The 16,959-nt window shown below is 56.4% G+C and carries 22 protein-coding genes; 10 read left to right on the top strand and 12 right to left on the bottom strand.

Features of this window, described 5'->3' with window-relative positions; translation table 11 throughout:
* Positions 1–9: 9 nt before the first annotated feature.
* The 11 genes from ACNAZS_RS07860 to ACNAZS_RS07810 form a co-directional block, all read right to left on the bottom strand.
* Positions 10–657 carry an HrpE/YscL family type III secretion apparatus protein gene (locus tag ACNAZS_RS07860; protein WP_415787931.1) on the bottom strand — a complete coding sequence of 216 codons (648 nt, stop codon included), beginning with the start codon at positions 655–657 and terminating at the stop codon, positions 10–12.
* Entirely contained in the window at positions 627–1,253 is a 627-nt protein-coding gene (locus ACNAZS_RS07855; RefSeq protein ID WP_415788858.1) for a SctK family type III secretion system sorting platform protein, read from the bottom strand. The genes ACNAZS_RS07860 and ACNAZS_RS07855 overlap by 31 nt, the downstream gene beginning before the upstream one ends.
* Positions 1,254–1,279: 26 nt before the next feature.
* The gene (sctJ, locus tag ACNAZS_RS07850) at positions 1,280–2,104 is read right to left on the bottom strand and encodes a type III secretion system inner membrane ring lipoprotein SctJ (protein ID WP_415787929.1); all 825 of its coding nucleotides are present in this window, start codon (positions 2,102–2,104) and stop codon (positions 1,280–1,282) included.
* 53 nt (positions 2,105–2,157) lie between these two features.
* Positions 2,158–2,592 (bottom strand): type III secretion system inner rod subunit SctI, encoded by a 435-nt coding sequence (gene sctI / locus ACNAZS_RS07845; RefSeq protein WP_415787927.1) that lies wholly within the window; start codon positions 2,590–2,592, stop codon positions 2,158–2,160.
* A 2-nt stretch (positions 2,593–2,594) separates the two neighbouring features.
* Positions 2,595–3,035, bottom strand: a complete 441-nt coding sequence (locus tag ACNAZS_RS07840; RefSeq protein ID WP_415787925.1) for a hypothetical protein — start codon at positions 3,033–3,035, stop codon at positions 2,595–2,597.
* 6 nt (positions 3,036–3,041) lie between these two features.
* Positions 3,042–3,515: a tetratricopeptide repeat protein gene (locus tag ACNAZS_RS07835; protein ID WP_415787923.1), complete on the bottom strand. Its 474-nt coding sequence runs from the start codon at positions 3,513–3,515 to the stop codon at positions 3,042–3,044.
* 19 nt (positions 3,516–3,534) lie between these two features.
* Positions 3,535–4,776, bottom strand: coding sequence for a type III secretion system translocon subunit SseC family protein (gene sctE / locus ACNAZS_RS07830; RefSeq protein WP_415787921.1), 1,242 nt, complete (start codon positions 4,774–4,776; stop codon positions 3,535–3,537).
* A gap of 18 nt (positions 4,777–4,794) precedes the next feature.
* On the bottom strand, positions 4,795–5,661 hold the full coding sequence (gene sctB, locus ACNAZS_RS07825) for a type III secretion system translocon subunit SctB (protein WP_415787919.1): 867 nt from the start codon (positions 5,659–5,661) through the stop codon (positions 4,795–4,797).
* Complete coding sequence (locus ACNAZS_RS07820) at positions 5,648–6,172, bottom strand: SycD/LcrH family type III secretion system chaperone (protein WP_415787917.1); 525 nt, start codon at positions 6,170–6,172, stop codon at positions 5,648–5,650. Before ACNAZS_RS07820 ends, sctB begins: the two co-directional genes overlap by 14 nt.
* Before the next feature lie 14 nt (positions 6,173–6,186).
* A complete protein-coding gene (locus ACNAZS_RS07815; RefSeq protein WP_415787915.1) occupies positions 6,187–6,456 on the bottom strand; it encodes a hypothetical protein in 270 nt (89 codons plus the stop codon).
* 133 nt (positions 6,457–6,589) lie between these two features.
* Positions 6,590–7,129 carry a hypothetical protein gene (locus ACNAZS_RS07810; RefSeq protein ID WP_415787913.1) on the bottom strand — a complete coding sequence of 180 codons (540 nt, stop codon included), beginning with the start codon at positions 7,127–7,129 and terminating at the stop codon, positions 6,590–6,592.
* A gap of 194 nt (positions 7,130–7,323) precedes the next feature.
* Here ACNAZS_RS07810 and sctW point away from each other — a divergent pair, with 194 nt between their 5' ends.
* The 8 genes from sctW (at position 7,324) to ACNAZS_RS07770 (ending at position 13,659) form a co-directional block, all read left to right on the top strand.
* Positions 7,324–8,424 carry a type III secretion system gatekeeper subunit SctW gene (gene sctW / locus ACNAZS_RS07805; protein ID WP_415787911.1) on the top strand — a complete coding sequence of 367 codons (1,101 nt, stop codon included), beginning with the start codon at positions 7,324–7,326 and terminating at the stop codon, positions 8,422–8,424.
* Positions 8,421–8,801 carry a type III secretion system chaperone family protein gene (locus tag ACNAZS_RS07800; RefSeq protein ID WP_415787909.1) on the top strand — a complete coding sequence of 127 codons (381 nt, stop codon included), beginning with the start codon at positions 8,421–8,423 and terminating at the stop codon, positions 8,799–8,801. The genes sctW and ACNAZS_RS07800 overlap by 4 nt, the downstream gene beginning before the upstream one ends.
* A gap of 15 nt (positions 8,802–8,816) precedes the next feature.
* Positions 8,817–9,212 carry a type III secretion apparatus assembly protein SctX gene (gene sctX, locus ACNAZS_RS07795; protein WP_415787907.1) on the top strand — a complete coding sequence of 132 codons (396 nt, stop codon included), beginning with the start codon at positions 8,817–8,819 and terminating at the stop codon, positions 9,210–9,212.
* A gap of 8 nt (positions 9,213–9,220) precedes the next feature.
* The gene (sctY, locus tag ACNAZS_RS07790; protein WP_415787905.1) at positions 9,221–9,619 is read left to right on the top strand and encodes a type III secretion apparatus assembly chaperone SctY; all 399 of its coding nucleotides are present in this window, start codon (positions 9,221–9,223) and stop codon (positions 9,617–9,619) included.
* A 9-nt stretch (positions 9,620–9,628) separates the two neighbouring features.
* Entirely contained in the window at positions 9,629–11,722 is a 2,094-nt protein-coding gene (gene sctV / locus ACNAZS_RS07785) for a type III secretion system export apparatus subunit SctV (protein ID WP_415787903.1), read from the top strand.
* A 25-nt stretch (positions 11,723–11,747) separates the two neighbouring features.
* Positions 11,748–13,040, top strand: coding sequence for a type III secretion system inner membrane ring subunit SctD (gene sctD, locus ACNAZS_RS07780; RefSeq protein WP_415787901.1), 1,293 nt, complete (start codon positions 11,748–11,750; stop codon positions 13,038–13,040).
* Positions 13,041–13,074: 34 nt separating this feature from the next.
* A complete protein-coding gene (locus tag ACNAZS_RS07775; RefSeq protein WP_415787899.1) occupies positions 13,075–13,317 on the top strand; it encodes a hypothetical protein in 243 nt (80 codons plus the stop codon).
* A gap of 72 nt (positions 13,318–13,389) precedes the next feature.
* Entirely contained in the window at positions 13,390–13,659 is a 270-nt protein-coding gene (locus ACNAZS_RS07770; protein ID WP_415787897.1) for an EscF/YscF/HrpA family type III secretion system needle major subunit, read from the top strand.
* 40 nt (positions 13,660–13,699) lie between these two features.
* Here ACNAZS_RS07770 and ACNAZS_RS07765 read toward each other — a convergent pair whose 3' ends face one another.
* Positions 13,700–14,143: a type III secretion system chaperone gene (locus ACNAZS_RS07765; protein WP_415787895.1), complete on the bottom strand. Its 444-nt coding sequence runs from the start codon at positions 14,141–14,143 to the stop codon at positions 13,700–13,702.
* Between the two features lie 384 nt (positions 14,144–14,527).
* On the opposite strand from ACNAZS_RS07765, the gene ACNAZS_RS07760 reads away from it, so the two are divergent.
* The gene (locus tag ACNAZS_RS07760) at positions 14,528–14,989 is read left to right on the top strand and encodes a type III secretion system chaperone (protein WP_415787893.1); all 462 of its coding nucleotides are present in this window, start codon (positions 14,528–14,530) and stop codon (positions 14,987–14,989) included.
* Between the two features lie 174 nt (positions 14,990–15,163).
* A complete protein-coding gene (locus ACNAZS_RS07755; protein ID WP_415787891.1) occupies positions 15,164–16,864 on the top strand; it encodes a hypothetical protein in 1,701 nt (566 codons plus the stop codon).
* Positions 16,865–16,959 lie beyond the last annotated feature (95 nt).

The following is a 16,959-nucleotide window of genomic DNA, read 5'->3' as shown; positions in this document are numbered from 1 at the left end:
GTGACGTGCTTATATTCGGCTACCCAAGGTGCGCTCAAACGCTTTGCGCAACGCCTCAATTTGCCCGTCCAAACTGGCCTCCACCATGCCGATCTCACTTTCGAGAATGCAAGCGCCGCGCAACACACGACCGTCGGCGATGATATCCAGATAGCCGACGCCGGGATACGCCACCAACAGATCGTTGACACACTTGCGTACCGTCTCGACCTCGTCGGGATGCAAACGCAGTGTCATCTGCTTTTGATTGCGTACGACGGCCAGAGCGTTGCGCACGACAGCCATGACTTTTTCCCGATCATCAAACCCCTCGACGACCTTGCGTACAGCCTGCATCACGAGCTCCACCATCGTGTTCTCTACGCCGGCGAAGTAATCGACGGTACGACCGACGGTATCGATCATTTTTTCAGCTTGATCCAACAACGCAGAGGCTTTGCCCTCTGCGTATCCACGCGCGCACTCGGCGTCGAACGCCGCCTGAGCGCTCGCAACAATGGCCTCGGCTTGGGTTCGGGCATGTGCCAGCAGGGATTGTGCCTCTGTCCACGCGTACCGATCGACACCGCGCAACACGTGAACGCCCGAATGCAGTCTCGGCAGTTCACTCGAGGGAGAAAGGGGTATCAACGGATCTCGTGGAAGAAGGAACACCATGTCGCATCCATTTTTTTCAGCACCGCAAGACACAACTCCCATGCCGCTTCGGCAGTCAATGGCGAATCACTTTCCCGCACATCGCTGGGTAGCTTGAGCTCTATACGTCGCATCACCTGCGCCGGGGCTCCGCTGACGCAACGTAGTAAACAGCCATATCCGAGGGACTCCAGTACTTTCAACATATCCCTCTCGTGCATCAACGCTGCGCCGCCGTCATACTCATGAGCGCCGCACGGCACGGTATCGTGTTGCACGAATCTCAATAGATCACTTCCGAGGGATGCTCTTAGCGCCCGCACCCGTGGGCCCAGAATCGTTTGCCTCAACGAAGGACCACACAAAACAGCACCCACGCGACGGGCCAAGGTTGTCAGACTGGCCACGGGCAATAGCCCCAACGCGAGTTCCGGGTGATGAGTCTCGTACACCATCCCTAAATCCAGCCTACGCAGAATGTGGCGCGACCAATGCTTGTGCCAAATGCGTTGCCAATCTCTCGTCATCGATGTCGACGGGGTCAGATCAAGTGTGGCGAACGCGGCATGTCGACTTGGATGCAGCGTTCGGCTGGGTAGAAAATTAAACTCCAACATTCGCCCTGAAAATAGGCTTGGCTCGATCACGAACTTCCCCTTTCAGGCAGCGTCGGTTCATTCGCTTGCCTCGTTGATCTGAGCACACCTTGGTTCCTTGGTACGCTATCTGCCTTGGTCGACCAACGGTAGCGCCAAAGGAGATAGCCGACCGCACTTGTCAGCAAGAGCACCAGCCCTCCCAGCACGGCCCAGCCGAAGATCAGCCGCGTCGTCGAGCCTTCGGTGACCTCGATACCGAGTATTTGGTGCAGAGATGCCGGCGACTCGCGATTGATGATCAAAGGCTGCGCCGCGACCAGAGCGATAGACACCCGATCCTCGGTCAGACCGGGAATCGCATGCGTGACGAGCTTGCGAATCTGTGGTTGCAAGGCGTCCAGGTTGTAGCCCAATTGGTGTTTGATAAAAACAGCCGCCGTTGAGGGAGTGGCGTCCTCGCCGACACCGCCACGCTCAGGCAGCACGACGTGTACGCGTGCCGTCACGACACCATCCATCTGGGTCAGCGTCCCAGCTAGCTCCTGGGACAGGGCATAGACGTAGCGAGCCCGCTCCTCCAAGGGAGAGGAAACCAGGCCCTCCTTGCGGAATATCTGTCCCATCCCGTCAAATCGATCTCGCGGCAACCCACGCGTACGCAGGATATCCAGCGCGCGAGCCACATCATGCCCCTCGACCGAGACGGCCACACCCGTCTTAGTGACGTTTTTTGCGGCGTTCATGCCCGCGTCCAACAGTACCGACAACACCTCGTTGGCTTCGCCCTCACTGGCCGAAGAAAACAGATCAACGCGTGCGCTACATGCAGTCAGCAACATGATCAGGCCCAGAAATAATCTGCGCATCATCCTGAGCGGCGCACTCGGCGCTGCTGCGGATTGCTCAAAGGCCCTGTACACCATCAAGACATCCTGACCAAAGTGTCAATATTCTGCGTACTGCGTGCGACGGCCTTACCCACCAACTCGTACTGGACGGAGACCTGCAACATCTCGGACTGCACTTTGAGCATGCTCGCGGTCGAAGGCTGGCGAGCCAGGTCCGTCAGGCCCGCCGTCACGTTCTGCCACTTTTGTGCGTAGTCGGCCGAAGCGGATTGCAGCCCTGTCAGAATTTGATTCCCCAACGTTTTCGTCTCGTTGGACGACGCCAGTACATGGTCGGGTAAACCCATGTGTGAAGCGGGTGTCGCCACGGAAACGGGATCGGGAGCGCTCATGACCGCATTGAAGCGTTGTGTGACCAACTCGGTCGCTGCGGTTGAGCCGACCGCCGGCAACGCGGGTACTGACAGCGCGGGTGCCAGTGCAACCGTTGCCAAACTGGAGATATCCATGCTTAATTTTCCTTGGGTAGACCCAAAAGTGTTCGTGCTAATTGAGGTCCCGGTCCGTGGCCTGGGGCAACCCGCTCGAGTAGCGCTCGGCTCTGAGCATGATGACCCGCGAGTTGCAGAGCCAAACCATGCCAAGCGTGCAACACACCCGTCTCGTCTTTATCCAGGCAGGACGCCCGCTCGAGGAACAGGACGGCTTCGTCGGCACGACCGGCATAGAAACGTGCCAAGGCCTTTCCAAGCCAAGGGTAAGCGCGGTCCGGCCGCAGGCGACACAAGACGTCGAAAACTGCATCGGCACTCGCTACGTCGCCTTGATCGGCCGCCAGAAATCCGACCTCCGTCAACAGCTTGGCGTCCTCGGCAGAAAGTACGATGGCTGTCTCACCCGAAACGGATGTGCCGACCTCCGATGACGGCCCTCGATCCTCAGGGCTATGCATTTTGTGTCATGCCGGATCGCGTTTGGTGATGAGACTCAACATGCCCTGCGCCCGGCGCTCCAGCTCGAGGTTGTCGCCTGTCTGTGCCTCTCGCAGCAGACTCTCCAGCGTACGGCAGGCGTCATCTCGTCGCCCCGCACCGACGTGGCATTGGGCGATGCGTTGTGTGGCCTCGAACGAGCCAGGAAATAGCGTCGTACAAAGGGAATACATACCAATGGCCTCATCCAGACGGCCAAGCATCTGTAGACTAAGTGCCAGCCCATACAGATAGTGGCGACGCGTTGGGCCGTATTGAGCAAGAAAGGCGAATATGGGTAAGGCACGATCGTACTGACCCTGCGCAATATGGGCATGAGCCAATGCATAGATCAGCTCAAGTTGGTCGCGCGTAAAGCGCTTGGTGGAGGGAAGGTTCTCGAGGCTGTCATACAAGTGCTGACCTTGCGCGGAACGCCCAATCGATGTCGTCTTATTCATGATGCTCTCGCGATGAGAATCAAACCGGCGCGCGCCGGCCGATATTGGTCGATATCTGCGACAGGCTGGCATACAGGTCTCTGATTATCTGGCTGGCGGCCTGCATACTGTTCTGGACTTGTTCGAGGACATTGCGCATGGTGTCCTGGTCTTGCTCTATACATTTCTGCGCGACGAGCTTGTTCGCCTTGAGCTCCAAGGTAGCGGCCTGGATTTCACTGGCCTGCGCTGTAGTCACCGCGGTGGAAATTTTCATTGCTCCCGTGGCCATCATCGTCCCCCCTTGCACCACCTGGCCGCCACTTCGGACAATCCCATTGGTGATCGCCATTGCGGACGGCACGGCGCCTACCCCTCCGGAACCCACGACAACCACAATGCCCACCGTGAACGCGGCGACCATACCCACCACGGCACCCACGATCGCCGCCGTTTCTGGACTGGCTCCCGCCAACTCGCAAATGCCCGTTGCCATCGTTCCTACCATCTGGGGTTCGATCAGTAACAGCACAGGCAGCGCAACCGCAGCCACCCCTACCAGCACTTTTCCGATTTTCTCGGCTTCGTCCTGCTCCACACCAAAAGTCTTCAGCAGCTGGACAGATCCGCTACTGACCAAGTTGCTCAGGCTGATTTCCGGTCCGCCGAGTTCTTTTGAGGCCTGGTCGGCAAGCGACATCGTGGCGCCAATCAACGCCATGACCGATAGCGCCAACAAGGGGATTGCGGCACCTCCGGAGGCAATAGCGGCGACAGCTGTCACGGCGACGATCGCCACGGAGACAACGACGGCCATGATCTTTCCAACCCAACCGAATATCTTGCCCAATTTTTCGCTTTTGTCGGCCTCCACGAGTTTGGCCCGCAAAGCTTGAGAATTCAGCTGTGTGTTCTCCAGATTCTTGTCCATCTTGGACTTGTTCACCAGGACGTTGTCCTTGAGTGTTTCCAACCGCTCTTGCTGCATTTTGGTGCTGAGCCTGACTATCGCCGAGAACATATCGTCTGGAGAAAGGGCAAGTGAGGGCAACGCGAGCGATGGGGCACCGTGATCATTGGATATCCCGTCGTCAGTCTGGCCTTTTTCCCCTAGGGGTCTATCGCTGGTATGCGCATCGGCCAATAGCCGGGCAATATCGTTAAGCGTCGCCGAAATAGTCGTTTTTTTTGCACTCGCAGCGTCCGGGAAAAGCCGCTCGAACTCACTATCTGACGCCGATGCCAATGAGGAGCCGAACGAGCTAGGTGGCGAAACCGACATTTCAGGGCTCCATGTGGACTAGATATTGCGGGCAATGCCCTGATTGGTTTGCAGTCGTGACTGTTCCATGCTCTGCAGCTTTTGCAACACGTCACGGATGATGTCCATCATCTGCTGCATCTCGTCGCTGAGCTGCTGCGCCCTGGCATCATGCGCGCGCGAGGTAGCGTCGAGCTCGGTTTTTTCGGCGCTGAACTTCGCCGCCTCACCCTCGGCGACAGACTGTACGACGCCGCCCGCTCCCCCCGTGATGCCCGATACGCCCTGGCCAAACGCCGTCGACATATGCGCCAGACCATTGAATCGGTCGACCGTGCTCTGTAACGCTCTGGCCCCGTCAGAACCCGACTCCAATTTCGCAATATCTAACGACGTAGTCGCCGCCTTGGCACTAAAGACGCCGGAAGCCACTCCGCTCGCCGTCATCGCCACGCCGCCTACCAATTGCATGCTCGCCGCAGCAATCTGCCCCCACTTGCGGTTTTTTGATTCGCTCAGTATGGCGTCGGCCGCGTCGTACTGGTTGGCAACCTGATTCTGGATCTCGGTCTGTCTGATATCGCGATCGCGAACACGCTGGTCAATCGCGATACGCAGCAACAAGTCCAGGATGGAATAAATATCAATGCTGAGATCTTCTGTCGTGAGGTCGCTCAGCGAGGCTTGCGTTGACGAAATGACAGCGTCCAAATGCGTTGGTAACTCGGGGACCGGAAGCAGGTCGTCTGATAGGGAGTCCGCGAAGGACTGTTCTGCAACATCGGCAGGGACATCCAGTCGGGCCTGCTGCGTCACCGCACGATCAACCGTGCCGATAAAATCCGTGGCGGGCAAGCCATCCAGGCTGGAACCCGTCACGCTGACATTCGTTTTAGAGACCATCATCGGACGCTCCGTCTTTAGTGGGTTGCTTGCGCTGAAGGGCAAGTCGCAGCACCTGCGCCCGCATGAACGCAGGGCCTTGGGTATCGTCGGCGCACATTTCCAGCACCAGCGCGAGAGAGTCCCTGGCCTCGGAAAAGCGCGACATGGCAATCAGACACTCCGCGGCGTGCAAGATGGGGCGTGGATCTTCCACCCATGCGACTGCGGCAACCATGTAGTGCTGTAGTGCATCGGTATAACGCTCGAGCATCTGGCATGAGCAGCCCAGGGAAAACACATAGCGAGGCTCAAGGTGGTCTTGCATCACAAGCAGCGAAAATACCTTGAACGCGTCGCTATATCTCCCCTGCTCGTATAGGCCATAGCCCATGCGATACAGCGCTTCGCGCTCGTCTACCGTCGTTCCCCAATAGGCATCGCCCAGTGTGCCGCCTGATTTCAGCAACTGTGAGAGCGCATCAGATACGCCCCGCGCGTCTGGGTCGATGCCGTGGACAGATTGACTTGTCATGAGATGCGGCTTCGTTAGACCATGGTTCGTGAGCGCTTTGGGCCTTTACCTGCCGTATCCTGCTCAGGACGAATCTCGGCTTTCCTTTTGTCGACGTCCTGCTTGATGTCACGCAAGGCCGTCTCGAACTCGGCGGAGATATCGTCAGCGAGATCTCCTGTGACATAAGACGACAGCACGCTGCGTGCCCGGGCAGGATCCAAGCCTTGATCCTGAAAAAATTGGTCCGTGTTGGCTATTGCACCGCGAACTTGGATGAGTAATTGCTCTGTGGCCTGCTGCATTTCTGTCGCTTTCCGTATCGCCGCTGACATAAAGAACCGCCTTTTCACAAAGAATGGGAATGAGTAACGTCAAGACCAGACAAGTTCCATCGAACAACAAGAGAATTTGCATCCGGGGCCGAGGCAGGTCGCCTCAACGCGTGTTGCTGATGATGGCGGACTTGTTGTCTTGCTCTTTTTTAGTGGTGTTGCTCATGAGTTCAAAAAACTGCGTGCGCTTTCCAAAGGTCGATTGCAGCGTGAACATTTCCAACTGTGCGATCGCTGTGCCGCTGTCGAGCTGCCCCGTTACCTTGGAAGCTGCGGTTTCCAGTTCACCTTTAGTGGCGGTACGGTCTCTAACTTTTTGTGCCAATTCCGGCATCCCGGCCTGAGTCAGAAGGTCAGGCAGGCTGTCGACATCCGCATCAGGCAATCCTTTGGCAATCGTCGTGTCCGGCTTCGCGTCGGCAGCAAATTTTCCTACAGCGCCGTTCACGCCGGCCAATACGTCCTTTAGTTTGCCGGCATTGTTGTTCCGTGCCGTCATGGCTTCCATTTGGCTGGACATCCGCTCATCCAGCAACCCTAGCAACGCATAACAAATGGCCATCAATCGCGTCTGAGGATCCAGACTATCTGTCTTGATATCGGAAACACCGCTGGCACCAGAACTACCTATTGCCATATTCATGCTGATTCTCCTAATTCGAATGGGGCGCTTGAGAGCCGTCGTAGATCTCAGTCACACAGTGCATAGGTAACGCCAGCATTCAGTGAGTTCCAAAATTTCGCGGGCGCACGTTTTAAGACCGACCATGGAACCTTTCTCTTTGCACCGTTACTACAACCTACAGCAGGCTTTACCTACGGCAAGAAGGTGCCGCCATGAACTCAGTAAATCCCTCTCTATCCAGCAAAACGTCGCTTTCCCAAGCGGAGCTCATCCGATCCGAACCTCGGAATCCGGACTCTGGCTTGCTGTCGGGACACAGTACTCATGTCTCCCATGGGGAGTTCTCCTTGATGGAGTCGGCCGAAGAGATCACCTTTCACATGGCCCACAAAATCGAAGACAAGCTCCATTCCGAGCGCAAGATCCGCGGGGAGACTCCGGTTGACGAGATCACCACCGAATCCATTCTTGCGCATATGGCACAGGCCTACGAGGCTGACGCCCAAGCCAAGCTCAACGAGATCGCCGCAGGCATATTGGCCGGACGAACCGACCCTCAACTGGCCGCGACGACGTTCTCTTCCGACCGCACCCAGCAATACCTCGCGTTGCAATACGTTCTGCGCAGAGGCAGGGAAAACGCGGCACCGGACGACATTCTGGCGAGTCTTCTCGATGCGCTATCAGAGCTGGAAATTCAGCACGGGCCATCCATCCGGGCGGGAATCAACACAATCGATGCGGCAGCGGCGTTTGCTCAGACGCCATCCGAGGTCACCCAGTTCCAAGCCACCTATCGGGACGTCGTGCTCGGCGAGGCCACGCTGGCGAAAACGCTGGCCATGGCATTATCTCGATTTGGCGGGGAACGCATAGCAGAGGGACTGAAAAAACTGATTCAGGCGTTGGGACTGGATCTCGCAGCAGCCCGACCGTCGGTCAGTACCCATCGCATTCATGCCTTGCTACAGGACATGTATCACCTGGAGGTTGCCGTCACGATTCTGGATGGCTGCCGCGACATGGGGGCACGACTGACCGCGTCAGCCCGTGCGACCTTTGATCCAGAGCGGCTGATGCATGAGCTTGTCGATATCAGCGGCGAAAAATGGGTACCGGAATCCCGCTTCTCCGGTTTGATGAATGATCATGGCGTTCAGACCTTGCCGGATAGCATCACCTTCTTGAAAAGTGTCCGCCGTCTCCTCAGCGATCTACCCGTACAGATCTACCCCGACCATGAGGCGAGGGAGTTCGCACTCGAGGCAGCCCAGTTTGCACTTGATTCGGCAATAGACAAGGAAAACCCATGAGCCGTTGGGCGATCGCGCTACAGCAGCTCGGCGAGCAAATCAATATGCCCGCGCTAGCCTTCAACGACAACGGCCGGTTAACACTGGAAACCACGACGGGTCGGTGTTTTGCGGCGGAGACGGTAGGTGACGGCCTGTTGATATATGCCTCGGACCCCACCCCCTACGATGGTCCGAACCGACTACTACGCGCCTGGAAACGCACCTATCTCCATCGTCTGAATGGCCGGCCTGTACAGACCGCTTTGCGCGAACACGATGGCGTGCTTCGTCTATTTGCCGTGGTGCGATTACAAACAGACGAGTGCTCTGCCCATGCGCTGCGCGGCGCTATCGATGACGTGTCGCGCTGGCTCGATAGCACCCGGCAACCTTAAGGCCAAGGAGAGATCATGCCAGCGATACAAACGAGCGCTTTGTCATTCGAACGAGGTATAGACGGCATCAGCCACGTCAGCCGTGACAACGATCATGAACCGTGGCCCGATCGTCAATCCCTCTCGCCTGCGTCAAGCAGTGTCAAGGCGCACCTGACCGAGCTACTCGCCCCACCCGACACGACGCGCTACCTGAACACCATGCTGCAGCCCACGGTCAGCAATCCCGCCTTGCTGACGCCCGCCACCTATCATGCGACCTTGTCCAACGCTCTGCAGAGTCTGCGCACGGCAGCAAGCTCCACGAACGAGCACAGCCGCCCACTGAGTCGTGCCGCTCGACTGTTGACCGAAGAGCTTGGCCTGCGCGATCTGGCACAAATATACCGCAGTGCACTTTATCAAGGCTGATGAAAATCATGTCGCTCAGCACCGATGCCCACGAATTACTTGGCCTACTGGCTCACCTTTATCTCGAAAACAATCGTCCCGAGAAGTCGGTCGTTCTGCTCCAGGCCCTAGACGCCGTCGGGCTAGCCTCGCGTCGCGATAATGTCACACTCGCACTGTCCCTCCTGCGCACAAGTAAGCCGGAAGAGGCAATGGACGTTCTGGATCGACTGGCGCTTAATGGCGCTGTCGACGCCCCCTTTCATTTGATCCGGTCTCAGACACTGCACGCGCTGGACCGTTACGCCGAAGCGCACGCCGCCATGCAAGCCTACATCAGTCTTCGCGTGCGCAATCACGAAGATCCAATTCCGCAACAATCCTCTCGTAACGCGCACAAGACGCCTGCGGCAGGCGCGCCAGCTTAACTCCCCTTCATGCAACTACTTAATCGCGCAGTATCAACCGCCACTAGCCGCAACGACATAGTCCTTGCGGTGCTGATCGTGTCGATCATCTTCATGATGATTCTGCCGTTGCCCACCGCACTGGTCGACATATTGATCGGCACCAATATGACCTTGTCAGCAGTCTTGCTGATGGTCGCGATGTATCTCCCCTCGCCGCTCGCTTTTTCGTCGTTTCCGTCCGTTCTGCTTATCACGACACTGTTCCGACTTGGGATATCCATTGCCACGACGCGCTTGATTCTTCTCCAGGGAGATGCCGGGCACATCATCGAGACGTTTGGTAATTTCGTTGTCGGCGGCAATCTGATCGTCGGCCTGGTCGTCTTCCTCATTCTTACCATCGTGCAATTCGTCGTTGTTACCAAGGGCGCCGAGCGTGTAGCGGAAGTAGCTGCACGGTTCTCTCTGGATGCCATGCCGGGAAAGCAGATGGCCATTGACGCGGACCTGCGCGCCGGCACCATTGATATGAACGAGGCACGTCGGCGCCGTCAGTTGGTCGAAAAGGAAAGTCAACTCTATGGTGCCATGGACGGCGCGATGAAATTCGTCAAAGGAGACGCCATTGCCGGCCTGATCATCGTCGCCGTCAACCTCCTGGGCGGCATACTCATCGGAACGATGCAACGCGATCTGACGGCCGGCGAAGCCGTGCAGGTGTATTCCATCTTGACGATCGGCGACGGCCTGATTGCCCAGATTCCCGCGCTATTCATCGCGATTTGTGCTGGCATCATTGTCACGCGGGTACAGACAGGCGACGGTCCGTCCAACGTCGGCAAGGATATCGGCGCCCAGATTCTGGCTCAACCTCGTGCATTGCTGATTGCGGCGGCGATCGCCATAGGCATGGGCCTCATTCCTGGTATGCCGACGCTCACCTTTCTGTCATTAGCGGCCATCGTCGGAACCGTCGGCTTTGTGCTCTTGCGAGGTACACGTAAAGTCGTCGATGCCAAAACGGGCAAGATCACAGAGATCCCGGCGTTGGCCGCGGATGGGCACCCAACGGAATCAAACGCGGCTCGTGATGGCATGGCCGAGTTTTCTCCCACGCTGCCCCTCATGATCGACGTCGCCGCGTCGCTGCAATCCTATTTTGACGTAACGGAACTCAATAGCGCGCTGCTCAAGATTCGGCGGGCGCTGTACTTCGATATGGGCATCCCCTTTCCTGGGATTCAGCTTCGATTTAACGAATCTATCGCACACGAGTCCTATCACATTCTGTTGTCGGAGATTCCCGTGTCACAAGGCAGGTTACGTCCAGACGCCGTACTGGTTCGCGAGACAGAAACCAACCTGCAGACGTTGCAGATTCCCTACGAGACCGACAAGCGCTTTTTGCCGAATCTACCGACCATTTGGGTTGGCAATGTTCATATACCGACGCTAAAAACCGCCAACATTCCCTTTATGGACGTACACCAAGTGCTTACGTGGCACCTGGCGTTTGTCTTGAAGAAATACTCGTCGGATTTCATTGGCATACAAGAAACCCGCTTCTTGCTGACGGCCATGGAAGACCGTTTTCCCGATCTCGTCAAGGAAACCATACGCGTCATGCCCGTGCAACGCGTCGCTGAAATCCTGCAGCGCCTGGTATCCGAGGATATCTCTGTACGTAATTTGCGCACCATCCTGGAGGCCCTTATCGAATGGGGACAAAAAGAAAAGGACTCAGTTCTGTTGACGGAGTATGTGCGTGTCGCCCTCAAGCGCAACATCAGCCACAAGTACTCAAGCGGCCAGAATATTTTGCCCGCCTACTTGTTGGCTCCTCACGTCGAGGAATCCATACGCGGCGCCATCCGGCAGACCTCTGCCGGCAGCTATCTGGCAATGGAACCTGCCGCCTCTAAATCGCTGGTCGAGAACTTGATTCGCACGGTGGGCGATCTGTCATCGGCGTCACAAAAACCTGTGCTCCTGACCTCGATGGATATCCGTCGCTATGTACGGAAAATGATAGAGCAGGATCTCTACGACCTACCGGTACTGTCTTACCAAGAGCTCACCGCGGAGATCAACATCCAGCCATTGGCTCGTGTCGAGCTGTGATCCGGAAGCCATCCATACACCCATCATGACCCAAGCCCTTGAACTACGCGTCCTGATAGGGTTGCACCGCGCAGCGCGGTGCGCAGTGCATGACGGCGCCACTATTGGCTCCGATCCCGAGTGCGATATCGTGCTGACCGACGAGGGCATTGCGCCTCGTGCCGGACGTATCCGGCTCAAGGAACAAGGTTGGTTACTCGATACCGATGATGCCACCCCCGACGGCATGGCGACCATTCCGTGGAATCACGGCACTTCGATCGGCAAAGCCTGGATCGCCATCGCACCCTGCGACGCGCCCTGGATCACGCCCGATCTCGATGATGCGGCGGCACAAGTCAGAGCGCAACATTCAGCGATGCACGATCGAGTAGGCAGCGGCCCACGCGACAGCGGAGTCACGAACCGCCCCTTTCCCGAAAGGAAACGCTCCCGCGCTTGGCCCGTTCAACTCGGACTTGGCGCAGTAGGCCTGGCGATTTTGACGGCAGTGGCCTTGATCCCCTTGTCGACTGCCACGATAGCTCCCCAAAAAACTTCACGACAAACCCAGGCCGAACAATCGTTGGGGAAAATTTCCGCCGCCCTGGAACGTCTCGGCCTGGCGTCCAGTCTACACGTCACGCTCTCGAAAGCCGGCTCGGTGTCCGTGTCAGGGTGGGTCCGCGATAAAGCCCAATACGAAGCGACAGCAATCGCGCTGTCGCGAATCTGGCCCATGCCAGCCATGCGCATCAGCATCGAATCCGACGCTATCCTTACCGCACGTTCTATCTTGCAGCGATTTTCCGTCAAATATGACCCACTCTATCAAGGCAATGGACGACTGGAGATCGTAGGCGTCGCGACCAGCGCGCGCGAACGGGTGGCGGCATTGGATGCAGTACGCGCCCAACTATCTGGAATGACTGTTTTGGGCAACAACATCGAACTCGCCCAGGAGCTCAGCGAGCGGCTTTCCGAGAAGCTGGTCAGCCTCGGACTGTCTGGTGTCACTTTAGTCTGGAAGGCCGGACATTTAGAGATCTTGCCACCCGCATTTGACGATGCTCGGGAAAAGCAACTGGATACCGTGGTCGACGAATTCAACAAGAAATACTGGAATATTGCCCAGCTCGGCAGTGCCAAGCCCGAGACCGTCGCCGATAGCGTGCCATTCGCTATACGCAGCGTTATCGGAGGTCCGCAACCCTTTATCGTACTCGCCGATGGCAGCAAAATCTTGGTCGGCGGGATGCATAAGAAATACAAACTGATCGCCGTCGAAGACAAGCGACTTATCTTCGACGGGCCACGTCGGGCCATTGTTACACGCTAGTGCCAGCCTCGTTGAGATGCATACTCAAACACACATGAATACGATGAAAACCGCCGCGATGTGCACCGATCTCGAGTCTCGCCTTGCCTCGCCTCAAGGAGAGACATTACGTGAGTCGTATAGAAAACAGCTACTCGCGATCGCGACAGATATACATATAAAGATCGGCAAGGGTGTTACGCCAACCGACTATCCGATTGCCCGTGCCTTGGTCAACGCCGTAGAAGCAGCGCTCGACGTACTCGATCGCCATGCCGTAAAAAAAGGAGAACGATAGACACGTTCGTCCCGATCCATTTCCATCTCAAATACAAAATCGTCTGCTCTCATTGAACGTTAGGAGATATCCATGAGTCTACTATCCGGCATTTCTGGCTCAGCTGGCTTGAGCTTTACCACAGTCAACAACACCATCAATTCTGCCCTACAGACGCAGGAAACCCGATTCAAGTCGACGCTGTCGTCGATGCAGACCGACGCCGATGGCAACATCTCACAGGTTGATCTGCTGCGCATGCAACAGCAAATGGCACAGTGGTCATTATTGGTCGAAACGCAAAGTACGGTCATCAAGCAAATTGCAGACGCGTTGAAATCGGTCATCCAGAAATCAAGCTAATGCCGTGATCTCGGCGAGACCGGGCGATCCGCCGAGACGCTCACACCGTACGCAGGCTGAGCGCCAGCTCACCGCCTGCGCTGTCAACGTTGTGCGCCGCACGCGATAAATTTGACTCCCAAATTTCGACTTGATCCAGCAAGCATTCGATCGCCGATAACAGGCGAGTCGCCTGACAGTCCGCCTGCGGCACGCCAAGCTGCAGGATCAAACGTCCGTCTGGCGCCATGCACGCGACTGTACCTCCTGCCGCCTGCATGAAATTGCTGCTTGCCATCAGCATCGCCTGAGCCGCAGTAATGCCGCTCGAGCTCACCGTACACGACAACAAGATATGGTCACGTGCGCGGAAATTCACAATCGTTACAACATGCCTGCTGTCAAAAATCAGTTGGCAAATCCCGTCGTCGCCGGGTGCCAATGCGGGCATCCCTAGCAGTTGACCAACATCAGACAGCAGATACGCAAACGAGGAGTTCGGCACAGTATGGTTAACGAAACGACGCGGTGACTATAGACATATAGGGTACAAGCGCTGCTCATTGAAAAATGATGCACCGAGCGCAACATTTCAACAAGTTCGCAAAATTATCACAATAGAGATCCAGAAGATATAAGTAATTTCGGCAAATCAACTGCTGGGCAACGATCTCTCTCCAGACGCTCGGATAACAAGTTTCTCGCACAGGTTCCATTGAACAAGATTTCTTTGATGCTCAACGGAACCACCTCTAGCAAGCTGTCACTAAGAATCAGTTGTTTCGTAATCTGGCCAAACAACTGCTCGCATTACTACATCACATCGCATAAAAACTGGCAGCTCGCGACCTGGACTTTCACTGGTGCCGCGATTACTTCTGGAGTCACCATGAAGTTTGAAGAATTACTCACGGCCCTCGGTCTTGCATCACAAGAGCAGGTGGATGAAGCCGTCAAGGCTGGCGCGTGCTCTCTGCAGTTTGATAAAAAAATTACGATCAATATCGAGCATGATCGCAATACCGGCACCGCACAAGCCTACTGCGAGGTTAGCCGTGTTCCCGCCACCCACAAGGACGCATTCTTCGCTGTGTTGTTGCAGGCGCACATGTTTGGAACCGCCACCGATGGGTGCATGTTCGGATTCGATCCAAACCAGCACCATGTCATTTTGTTCAAGACACTGCCGCTGGATCTTCTGGATAACACCGCCGCGATTTCACAACTGGAAGCGCTCGTCAATCAATCGATACGCTGGAATGCATATCTGCCACAACTCATTGACAGTTGGGGCGACCGCGTGACTCAAGAGGCCCTGAGCACCGCACACGCCATGGCCGTTCGTAGCTAAGAAGAACCCATTATGACGACTTCAATCTCTCAAGCCATCTCGATCGCGGCCAGATCCACCTCCATGGGTGTTCAGTCGGCAGCGTTCTACGCCCTGGACAAATCCGACATACTCAATAGCCTGACCTCGCGCATCACGGGAGGATCAATCAATCGCTATACGCTGGCGCAATCCGTGATTCAGCAAGCAACAGAGCTCGCGCTGGAAATCCCCTACTGTCGTAATGAAATACAGCGCATTGCGGATTTGCAGTTTGGTCTGGGCCAAGTGGACGGCGTAAATTTCGCCAGAAGCATCATCAACGTGCTTCGCGAGACCAATGAAGCAGAAATCAACGAGAGCCTTTCCCAGGTACTTGGCCCCATCCTGGAACAGATGGGAGCGACACAAGCCATCCCCTGGACGATGATTGCGCCCACGATCACCCTTTCCCAGGGCGTTTTCGCCAGCCATATCGGTGCGAGACCTGTCGAGCGTTTCCTGGCGACATATATCAAGACCTTCGGCTGGAATATCGCCAATCAACACATCCAGACCGCGGCACAAGAGCAGAACTCGATTGTTCGCGCCGGCATTGGCTGGGTAGCGAGCTTTGTCCAAGGCCTCATTCATCGAGGTGTCGTCGAAGACCCGCAATTTCAGGATGGCCACTATCCTGAACATGCGCTTGTCGTTGGCTGCCTGCACGCCTATCTGTCCAACCAAGCCGATTGCCGGGCGGCGATTGACGCCTATACGCCGTCGACTGCATTGCTCAATGGCCAGTCCATACGAGATGTTGCCGCCCTGGCGAGCGACTTTGCGACACATCGCACCGTGTTGGCAGCAGAGGCTCTCGAGGTTTCGGCACAAAACCTGGTTCTTGCAGGCGAAATGGTCAAAGCCGCTGAGGAGGCCGTCAAGTCAGCCGAGAATGGCAGCGAGGCGCAGGTTGATGCTCAAAGCAACCTCAGGTTCACGGGCAACGCCCTCGTGAGTCAGGCCGGGGAGGAGGCCCTGGCAAAGGCGGCATATCAAAGCGCCTGCACCGCGCGAGATATTGTCTTCGCAGCGTCGGACCTACTCGTCGACAAACCCGAACGAGACGCGGACGAACGGATAAAAGGAGCAATACGCACCTTGCTGAACGTTGTCTTGAAATCACAAGGCGTATCGATCGACGAATCAGGCTATGTCGCGACGGGGGTACGGTATGTGATCGACACAGCCGTCGTCCCGGCCTTGGCCAATAATCTGCAGGCTGACAATCATCTGCCGGTACAGAACATCATTGGCACCTATGCTGCACTGCATGATAATGACCTATCGGCGCTGCAATATTACCTGTCTGCCCAGCTCAATTCTGCCTTGGCCAGCCGCGCCGTGAGGAACGGGGTACCGGTGTCCTGGTTCGAGGACACCGCATCTCGCGCCGCAGTAAAACTGGCAGTCTCCCATCTCGATCTATATATTCGCAACGGAGACTTCCACCAGCCAGAGAGTCCTGAATATCGCCTAATCGCGGACGTTATCAACACGACCGTCACCAACAATGAATCCTATACCACCGCAGCTGAGTCTTATCTACACAATGTGGCCCAACGTGAATCGGGCAACTATATTGCACTCCAGAACGTAGGGGCGACCGTCGCCGTTGCAGCGATGGGGCTCGGAGGCGCGGCCTATTCGGTTGCGAATTCAGTTGCCGAGGCCGGCCGTGACTATCGACGCGACCTCGTGACACAACTCAATGAAGTCGGCGTCACTGAAACACTGAAAAATGCAACGATGAGGGTAGGTACGGCCATTCCCTCCTACGTATCACGCGTTACGAGCCACATCGCGACTAACCTTACCACGAGTATCGTAAATCTGATGCCAGTCAGCATCTGCTAACTGCGGCAGTCGCCAAATCACGGATCCGCATCAATCCCTCCCATCGCTTCATCTTGCCCGGGCTGCAGGCGGCCAATCTTTCCATCACACCATGG

It is taken from the genome of Bordetella tumulicola (assembly GCF_965138755.1).
In the GTDB taxonomy this organism is placed as follows: Bacteria; Pseudomonadota; Gammaproteobacteria; order Burkholderiales; family Burkholderiaceae_B; genus Bordetella_A; species Bordetella_A tumulicola.
Note: the sequence above shows the minus strand (reverse complement) of the source record. Positions and strands in the feature narration are given on the sequence as shown.